Below are 8373 nucleotides of genomic sequence, written 5' to 3' on the forward strand. Positions count from 1 at the left end.
GGCTTCTAGCCCAGCGTCCGGACGACGGGGTCGACAACCACACGCTGCGCGCAGCGCTCGCGGCGGCGACGGTAAAAGACCGCTCGCGACGGCAGGAACATCGCTTCAACCTCCCGGTTCGGGTTCTTATTCTCGTCCAGCGTCGCGCACGGCGCAGCGTTTGGCTGGCCGGCGGCGATGAAGCTGACATCTTGCCACAGCGATGCGCGCAAGACGCGGGCGGCGCGGCTTGCGGCATCGAGGAGCAGCACGAGGAGCCGCACGAAGACAGCGGTGGGCACCGCGGGGGCACCGTTATCAACCGCGGCGGCACTTTCGCCCGAGACGCGGAGCAGTCGTTGCAAATGGCTTAGAATCTGCTCCTCGTGAACCTGACCCGGGCGCGGCTTCAGGCCGGCAAGGTCAGATTCTCCCGTCGACCGAGCGCTGGTCGCCAACCCCGCTGGTGAACGAATACCTATGGAAGCCACCCGCATCTGCCTTGTCCGCCATGGCGAAACATCCTGGAACGCGGAGAAGCGCATTCAGGGAAACATCGACGTCGGGCTGGACGAGACCGGGCTGGCGCAGGCCGATGCCGCCGCGCAGTGGCTGTCGCCGCTGGCGATCGACGCGCTCTACAGCAGCGACCTGCTGCGCGCGCGGCAGACCGCCGAGCGCCTGGCGGCGGCCCTGAGGCGGGTGCCGATCCTGCGCCCGGAGTTCCGCGAGCGACGCTACGGGCTTTTCGAAGGGCTGACCTACGAGCAGTCGCGGACCCGCTATCCGGACGTGTACGCGCTGTTCGAGGAGCGGGTACCGGATTTCGTCATTCCCTACGGCGGCGAGAGCCTGCAGCAACTCCACCTGCGCGTCAGCAGCGGATTGCGGCGCCTGGTCGACGAGCATCGTGGCCAGACCATCGCGGTGGTGACGCACGGCGGCGTCCTGGACATCGTCAACCGGCTGGTGCGAGGAACCTCGTTGCGCCAACCGCGCGATTTCCTGATCCCCAACGCCGGCATCAACTGGGTGAGCGCCAGCGGCGACGACTGGCGCATGGAAGCGTGGGGAGTGACCGACCATCTGACGATAGTCGGGCTCGACGAACTACCCTAGCGTAGTGCTGTACGCGGAGTGGAACATATACATCCCAGCCACCACGGGGGTTGCGCGCGGCTGTCGGGCTTGCTGAAAGTCTCATCGAGAATGCAGCACTACCAGCGCCGTGGCGAAACGCCCCGGCCAGCCGGGGACAAGCGCTGCATCCAGGCGCTCAGGCTTTCGACTGCACCGCGCGGTGGCGGGTTGACTCGCCCATCAGCTCGAGCAGCGACGCCATTCCGTGGCGCAGGTTGCCGAGCAGGGGCTGCGGCATTCTTGCCAAAGCGCCGCGCAAGCGACCCTGCAGCGGACCAGGGATGTCCTTGACCACTTCGACGCCCTGGTCGGTGAGGTGCAGACGAACCACCCGGTTGTCGACGTCGCGCCGTTCACGACGGACCAACTGGCGCAGTTCGAGCTTGTCGAGCAGGTTGCTGGCCGTGGACGGCTTGATGTGCAGCGCACTGGCGAGCTGCGAGACGCGCAGGCCGGGGCGCGCCGAAATCTGCCACAGGGCCCAGAGCTGCGAACCACTCAGGCCGTGCGTGTCGTCGATGTTCTGCATGCCGTTCTGAACCGAACGGACCAGCTCCAGCAGCTTGCCGAAGGCATCATCGGCCCCTTCCCTGCCCGTGGCAGACCCGTTTCGTTGACCACCGAGCGCCTGCTCTGGCGAGCCATTTTCGCCGCCGTCTTTCCTTGTGTCAGTCATTGCATCAACCCCTGCGTTGCCGAAAAACTGCTTTCATGCAATACTATTAGGCCCAAACCGTTTGCACAAGCGAAATTTCTCGAATCTTTCGCCAACCTTTCACCAACCTGAATATACATGGACAAAGCCATACTCGATCAAATTCTTTCCCTCGGTTACCAGCTCTCGCCGGCGATGGCATCGGCCTTGCGCATCGGCGTCATCCTGGTGCTCGCCTGGCTGGCGATGGCCTTCTCGCACAAGCTGATCCGTACTTTCCGCATCTACATCAGCAGCAGCATGCACGATGGCGAAGAGGTGCAGCGGGCAGCGACGCTGGGCCGCGTCTTCCGCTACGCGGCGTCGGTGATCATCTCGCTGGTCGCCGGCATCCTGGTGCTCGCCGAGCTGGGCATTTCCGTGGCCCCGATCCTCGGCGCTGCCGGTGTCGTCGGCCTCGCCGTCGGCTTTGGTGCGCAGAGTCTGGTCAAGGACTACTTCTCCGGTTTCTTCCTGCTGCTGGAAAACCAGATCCGCCTCGGCGACGTCGTCGAAGCGGGAGGCAAGAGTGGCATGGTCGAAGAAATCACCTTGCGCTACGTGCGCATGCGCAACTACGATGGCCACGTTCATTACGTCCCCAACGGCAGCATCACCGCCGTCACCAACATGACCCGCGGTTTTGCGCAGGCGGTCGTCGATGTCGGCGTGGCCTACCGCGAGAGCGTCGATCAGGCGCTCGAAGTGATGCGTACGGTCGGTGCCGAGTTGCGCGCCGATGCCGCTTTCGCGGCCAGGATCCTCGACGACGTCGAGATCGTCGGGGTCGATTCCTGGGGCGATTCGGCGGTGATTCTGCGTTGCCGCTTCAAAGTTGTGGCCATCGAACAGTGGACCGTTCGCCGCGAATACCTGCGTCGCCTGAAGTACGCTTTTGATGCCGCGGGCATCGAAATTCCTTTCCCGCATCTCACCGTCTATCCCGGCCAGGCCAAGGACGGCTCAAGCCCGGCCTTGCGCCTGTCGATGGAGGGCGCCACGCAGCACCCCGGAGGTACGCAATGAAAATCAAGAATGCCGTCGTCGCCCACAGCCTGCTCAGCGAACACGATATCTATCTCTTTCGCGAAGGCAGTCACACCCGGCTCTACGACCGTTTCGGCGCACACGCCACCGAAAAGGCCGGCAAGGCCGGTTTCCAGTTCAGCGTCTGGGCGCCCAACGCCGAAAAAGTGGCGGTCGTCGGCGACTTCAACGACTTCCAGGCCGACACTCACCTACTGCATCGTCGCGGCGACCACTCGGGCATCTGGGAGGGCTTCATCGCCGGACCGACGCTGGGCGACAGCTACAAATTCCAGATCACCAGCCGCATGGGGACGCAGGAGAAAGCCGACCCCTTTGCCCGCCAGTCCGAAGAGCCGCCGCGCAGTGCTTCGCGCCTGTGCACGCTCGACTACAGCTGGAGCGACGACGAGTGGATGGCCAAGCGCCGGGCGATCAATGCCCTCGACGCGCCGCTGTCGATCTACGAGGTGCATCTCGGTTCGTGGCGGCGCGTTCCCGAGGACGGCAACCGCTCGCTGAGCTACCGCGAAATGGCTCACCAGCTGGCCGCCTACGTGACCGAGATGGGCTTCACGCACGTCGAACTGATGCCGGTGATGGAGCACCCTTTCTACGGCTCGTGGGGCTACCAAACGACGGGCTATTTCGCGCCCACGGCACGCTACGGAACGCCCGCGGATTTCATGTTCCTGATCGACACCCTGCACCAGGCCGGGATCGGCGTCATCCTCGACTGGGTACCCTCGCACTTTCCCGCCGACGGCCATGGCCTGGCCAACTTCGACGGCACCTGCCTCTACGAACACGAGGACCCGCGGCAGGGTTTCCACCCCGACTGGAAAAGCTCGATCTTCAACCTCGGGCGCAACGAAGTCCGCGGCTTCCTGATGTCCAGCGCGCTGTTCTGGCTCGACAAATACCACGTGGACGGCCTGCGCGTCGACGCCGTGGCCTCGATGCTCTACCTCGACTACGGACGTGCGGACGGTGAGTGGATCCCCAATGAACACGGCGGCCGCGAGAACCTCGAATCGATGAGCTTCCTGCGCAGCCTCAACGAAGCGGTCTATCGCGACCATCCGGACGTGCAGACGATGGCCGAGGAGTCCACCGCCTGGCCGATGGTTTCGCGCCCGACCTATATGGGCGGCCTGGGTTTCGGCATGAAGTGGAACATGGGCTGGATGAACGACACGCTGAAGTATTTCCAGCAACAGCCGCTCTTCCGCAAGTACCAGCACGACAAGCTGACGTTCACGATCTGGTACGCGTTCACGGAAAACTTCGTCCTGCCGCTGTCGCACGACGAGGTGGTGCATGGCAAGGGCTCGCTGGTCGGCAAGATGCCGGGCGACGAGTGGCAGCAGTTCGCCAACCTGCGCCTGCTCTACGGCCTGATGTGGGCGCATCCCGGCAAGAAGCTCCTGTTCATGGGCGGCGAACTCGGCCAGCGGCGCGAGTGGCAGCACGACGAAAGCCTCGAATGGCACGTCCTGCAATACCCGTCGCACCATGGCGTGCAGTCCTGGGTGAAGGACCTCAATCGTGTCTATCGCCAGGAAAAGGCGCTGCACGAACGGGACTTCAGCGGCGACGGCTTCGCCTGGATTGATGCCCAGAACTGGGAGGAAAGCGTCATCAGCTTTCTCCGCTACGGCAAGCACCGCGACGACACCGTGCTGGTGGTCTGCAATTTCACGCCGGTACCGCGCCATGACTACGTTGTCGGCGCGCCGCGCGGCGGGCAGTGGCAGGAAGTGCTGAACAGCGACGCAACGCTCTACGGCGGCAGCGGCATGGGTAATCTTGGCCAGGCGGAAGCCTTGCCGCAAGCCGCACACGGCCATGGGCATTCGCTGTCGCTGACCGTGCCGCCGCTGTCCGTGATGGTTTTCAAGCCGGTCCCCGAAAACCGGGCCAGCTCCTGAGCGATGGCAGGTTCAGCGCGCAAGAGGGAGTACGCCGCCCGGCCAGCGCCGCGGTCGTGCTCCGCCCTTGCATGCGCTCGACAATCCCGTCATGCTTTGCTTCTTCGTGGTGACCAACGCTGACACCGTGCTCACCATCGCCCCCGGCCCTGTAAAACGGTCGGGCCGGCCGGATAGAACAGCCCCTGGCCGTGCCGGCTTACCGCCGGCGCGCCTTGCCAGATGGTCGAAACGCCTGCTGACAACCGCCTTCTCGTGACCACGAGATACGCAACTTTGACGACTTCCCTTGAGTGGAGGAAATGATGCAAATGGCCAACGAGTCGATAGAAAAAGCCGCCGCGGCGGTTGAACTGACCTGGGAAAACGACCCCCTGTGGTACAAGGACGCGATCATTTACGAATTGCACGTCAAGGCCTTCAAGGATAGCGGCGACGACGGCATCGGTGATTTCAAGGGACTGACCGAGAAGCTCGACTACATCCAGGATCTGGGCGTCAACACGCTCTGGCTGCTGCCCTTCTACCCGTCGCCGATGCGCGACGACGGCTACGACATTTCCGACTATCACAACGTCAGCCCGGACTACGGCAACCGCAACGACGCGCGCATTTTCATCCGCGAAGCCCATCGCCGCGGATTGCGGGTGATCACCGAGCTGGTCATCAACCACACCTCCGACCAGCACCCCTGGTTTCAGGCGGCAAGAAGAGCCCCGGCCGGGTCGAAGAAACGCGATTACTACGTGTGGTCCGATACCGACAAGAAGTTTCCGGAAACGCGCATCATCTTCACCGATACCGAGAAGTCGAACTGGGCCTGGGACGACGTCGCCAAGGCCTACTACTGGCACCGCTTCTTCTCGCATCAGCCGGACCTCAACCACAACAATCCGGACGTCGTCAAGGCGGTCATCCGGATCATGCGCTTCTGGCTGGATATGGGCGTCGACGGCCTGCGCCTCGACGCCATCCCCTACCTCTGCGTCCGCGAAGGGACGAACAACGAAAACGTCCCCGAAACGCACGAAGTCATCAAGCAAATTCGCGCGGTCATCGACTCCCGCTACCAGAACCGCATGCTGCTCGCCGAAGCCAACATGTGGCCGGAAGACGTGCGTGAGTACTTTGGCGACGGTGACGAGTGTCACATGGCCTACAACTTCCCGGTGATGCCGCGCATCTTCATGGCCGTCGCCCAGGAAGAACGGCATCCGATCATCGAGATCATGAACCAGACGCCGGAAATCCCCGCCAACTGCCAATGGGCGATCTTCCTGCGCAACCACGACGAACTGACGCTGGAAATGGTCACCGAGAGCGAACGCGCCTTCATGTACAAGGCCTATGCGTCCGACCCGAGGATGCGCGTCAACGTCGGCATTCGCCGCCGCCTGGCACCGCTGATGGACAACAACCGCCACAAGATCGAGCTGGTGAAGTTCCTCATCCTCACCCTGCCAGGATCGCCGGTCCTCTACTACGGCGACGAGATCGGCATGGGCGACAACATCTATCTCGGCGACCGCAACGGCGTGCGCACGCCGATGCAGTGGAGCCCGGACCGCAACGCCGGCTTCTCGCGGGCCGACCCGCAGCGACTCTACCTGCCGCCGAACATGGACCCGATCTACGGTTACGAGGCGATCAACGTCGAAGCGCAGGCGCGCAATCCGTCGTCGCTGCTGCACTGGACCAAGCGCCTGATCGCGGTACGCAAGAACTACAAGGCTTTCGGCCGCGGCAGCATCGCCTTCCTCGAACCGGGGAACCGCAAGATCCTCGCCTACGTGCGCGAGTACGAGGACGAAACGCTGCTCTGCGTCGTCAATCTGTCGCGCAACGCGCAACCGGTCGAACTCGACCTGGCGCCCTTCAAGGGCCGCGTGCCGGTCGAGCTGCTCGGCCGCTCGGCGTTCCCGCCGATCGGCGACCTGCCCTACCTGCTGACCCTGGCCGGCCACGGCACGTACTGCTTCCGCCTGACCACCGACGCCGAAGTGCCGTACTGGCACGAAGAACGTCTGCCGCGCGCAGAACTGCCTGTGCTGGTGCTCACCGAGGGTTGGCTGACCTTCTCGGGCGGCAAGACCACGGCCACCACCGTGCGCCGGGCGATCGCCGCAACCACCCGCAACCAGCTGCAGCACAAGGTGCTGGCACCCTACCTGGTGACCAAGCGCTGGTTTGCCGGCAAGGGCCACGCCATCGAGAGCATCAATATTGTCGAGCAGGCGCCGTGGGATACCGACAAGGGAAGCTGGCTGTTGACCATCATCGAGGTGCACTGCGCCGGTATCGAGCCGCAGGTCTACTTCCTGCCGCTGGCCATCTGCTGGGACGACCAGACCAGCGAAGAACAGCGCGCCCTGCTCGGCTCGTGGGCGCTCGCCAGAGTGCGCCAGCAAGACCGCACCGGCCTGCTTTACGGCGCCTTCGGCGCCGACGACTTCTGCCGCGACCTGGCCGAAGGTATCGGCAGGAACGTGGCCATCCCCTTTGCCCGCGGTCGTCTCGAGTTCCACGCCTCGCCGGCGTTTGCCAAGCTGGCCGCCGGCCTCGACGCGCCGGTACGGCACCCCTCGCTGGAACAGAGCAATACCGCGGTGTACTTCGGCGACAAGCTGTTCCTCAAGGGCTATCGTCGCCTGCAAACGGGGACCAACCCGGAGGTCGAAGTCGGTCGCTTCCTGACCGATACCTCGCCCTACGAGCACATTGCTCCGGTCGCCGGCTCGGTCGAAATCCGCCGTGCCGACGGCCAGACGATGACGCTGGCACTGTTGCAGGGCTACACCAAGAACCAGGGTGACAGCTGGAACTTCACGCTCGACTATCTTGAACGCTACCTCACCGAAGTCGCGGTGACGACCGACGAGCTCGACGGCAACCCGCACGACTTCTTCCTGGCCCTGATCGAGGTGCTCGGCCGCCGTACCGGCGAGTTGCACCAGGCTTTCGGTCGTTCGACCGGCGACGCGGCCTTCGAACGCGAGCCAATCAGCGAGCAGGACATGAGCGGCTGGTCAAACGCCTTGAAGGCCGAAGCAGTGGCCACGCTCGACGAACTCGAACGGCGCAGAGAGGACTTCTCCGAAGAGGTGCGCGACGGCTGCGACCGCCTGTCGGCGTTGCGGCCGGTGCTCCTGGAGCGCATTTCGCCGCAGGCACTGGCCGGCATTTCGGCCGCCAAGATGCGCTATCACGGCGACTATCACCTCGGCCAGGTGCTGCGCGTCGACAATGATTTCGTGATCATCGACTTCGAGGGCGAACCCGCACGTTCGATGGACGAGCGTCGCCAGAAGCATTCGCCCCTACGCGACGTCGCCGGCATGCTGCGCTCGTTCAGCTACGCGGCGGCGGTGGCCACCAACCGCCTGACCAACGAAGACCCGGTCGACCGCCATCGGGCCGGACCGCTGGTCGAGAGCTGGGAAGAGCAGGTCAGAGACGCCTTCATGAGCGGCTATCGCGACGCCGTCAAGGGTTGCCCGGCGTGGCCCGAGGAAGCGGGCGCTGCGGAACGACTGATCGAGTTCTTCGTCATCGAGAAGGCGCTCTACGAGTTGCGCTACGAGATGGGTAACCGGGCCCGACTGG

The 8373-nt window shown here is 64.1% G+C and carries 6 protein-coding genes; 4 read left to right on the top strand and 2 right to left on the bottom strand.

Going from position 1 to position 8373, the window contains the following annotated elements:
- Positions 1-5: 5 nt before the first annotated feature.
- Positions 6-344, bottom strand: coding sequence for a hypothetical protein (locus tag QZ613_RS17885; RefSeq protein ID WP_291921743.1), 339 nt, complete (start codon positions 342-344; stop codon positions 6-8).
- Positions 345-459: 115 nt separating this feature from the next.
- On the opposite strand from QZ613_RS17885, the gene QZ613_RS17890 reads away from it, so the two are divergent.
- Positions 460-1098, top strand: coding sequence for a histidine phosphatase family protein (locus QZ613_RS17890; RefSeq protein WP_291983373.1), 639 nt, complete (start codon positions 460-462; stop codon positions 1096-1098).
- A 157-nt stretch (positions 1099-1255) separates the two neighbouring features.
- On the opposite strand, the gene QZ613_RS17895 is transcribed toward QZ613_RS17890, so the two are convergent.
- Positions 1256-1795, bottom strand: coding sequence for a MarR family transcriptional regulator (locus tag QZ613_RS17895; RefSeq protein ID WP_291983375.1), 540 nt, complete (start codon positions 1793-1795; stop codon positions 1256-1258).
- 117 nt (positions 1796-1912) lie between these two features.
- On the opposite strand from QZ613_RS17895, the gene QZ613_RS17900 reads away from it, so the two are divergent.
- The 3 genes from QZ613_RS17900 to treS form a co-directional block, all read left to right on the top strand.
- The gene (locus QZ613_RS17900) at positions 1913-2839 is read left to right on the top strand and encodes a mechanosensitive ion channel family protein (protein ID WP_291983377.1); all 927 of its coding nucleotides are present in this window, start codon (positions 1913-1915) and stop codon (positions 2837-2839) included.
- Positions 2836-4770, top strand: coding sequence for a 1,4-alpha-glucan branching protein GlgB (glgB, locus tag QZ613_RS17905; RefSeq protein WP_291983379.1), 1935 nt, complete (start codon positions 2836-2838; stop codon positions 4768-4770). The genes QZ613_RS17900 and glgB overlap by 4 nt, the downstream gene beginning before the upstream one ends.
- A 311-nt stretch (positions 4771-5081) precedes the next feature.
- The coding region (treS, locus tag QZ613_RS17910; RefSeq protein ID WP_291983381.1) for a maltose alpha-D-glucosyltransferase at positions 5082-8373 on the top strand (3292 nt) is incomplete at its 3' end.

It is taken from the genome of Candidatus Accumulibacter sp. ACC005 (assembly GCF_907163215.1).
In the GTDB taxonomy this organism is placed as follows: Bacteria; Pseudomonadota; Gammaproteobacteria; order Burkholderiales; family Rhodocyclaceae; genus Accumulibacter; species Accumulibacter regalis.

Coding starts and splice junctions, on each gene's coding strand:
- QZ613_RS17890 (WP_291983373.1), top strand. CDS start 460: ATGGAAGCCACCCGCATCTGCCTTGTCCGCCATGGCGAAACATCCTGG.
- QZ613_RS17895 (WP_291983375.1), bottom strand. CDS start 1,795: ATGACTGACACAAGGAAAGACGGCGGCGAAAATGGCTCGCCAGAGCAG.
- QZ613_RS17900 (WP_291983377.1), top strand. CDS start 1,913: ATGGACAAAGCCATACTCGATCAAATTCTTTCCCTCGGTTACCAGCTC.
- glgB (WP_291983379.1), top strand. CDS start 2,836: ATGAAAATCAAGAATGCCGTCGTCGCCCACAGCCTGCTCAGCGAACAC.